Below are 323 nucleotides of genomic sequence, written 5' to 3'. Positions count from 1 at the left end.
AGACCCCCGTTCTGACATCAATAAAAAACATGAGCTAATGGATGTGATTTTTTTAGCCTTCTCCGCTGTATTATGCGGCGCTTCTGGCTGGAAATCGATTCAGGAATTTGGGGAGTTACAGAGCGAGTGGCTTAAACAATACACGCATTTTACTCACGGTATTCCCCGTCGTCACTGTATTGCTAATATTATCAAAATGATAGAGCAAGATGCACTGGTTGAAGCCTTTTATGCCTGGATCAACCAGCGTCGGGTCAGGGCAGGAAAAAGTCTTATCGCCATTGATGGAAAAACCCTGAGAGGAACCTGTAAGGGGACATTAT

At 44.3% G+C, this 323-nt stretch carries 1 protein-coding gene; it reads left to right on the top strand.

Features of this window, described 5'->3' with window-relative positions:
- On the top strand, window positions 1-323 hold a 323-nt coding region (locus ACGF49_RS25070), incomplete at both ends, for an ISAs1 family transposase (RefSeq protein WP_387493485.1).

The organism is Photorhabdus sp. RM96S (assembly GCF_042879335.1).
In the GTDB taxonomy this organism is placed as follows: domain Bacteria; phylum Pseudomonadota; class Gammaproteobacteria; order Enterobacterales; family Enterobacteriaceae; genus Photorhabdus; species Photorhabdus kayaii.
The sequence above is the reverse complement of the archived record's forward strand: the minus strand, read 5'-3'. Positions and strand labels throughout refer to the sequence as shown.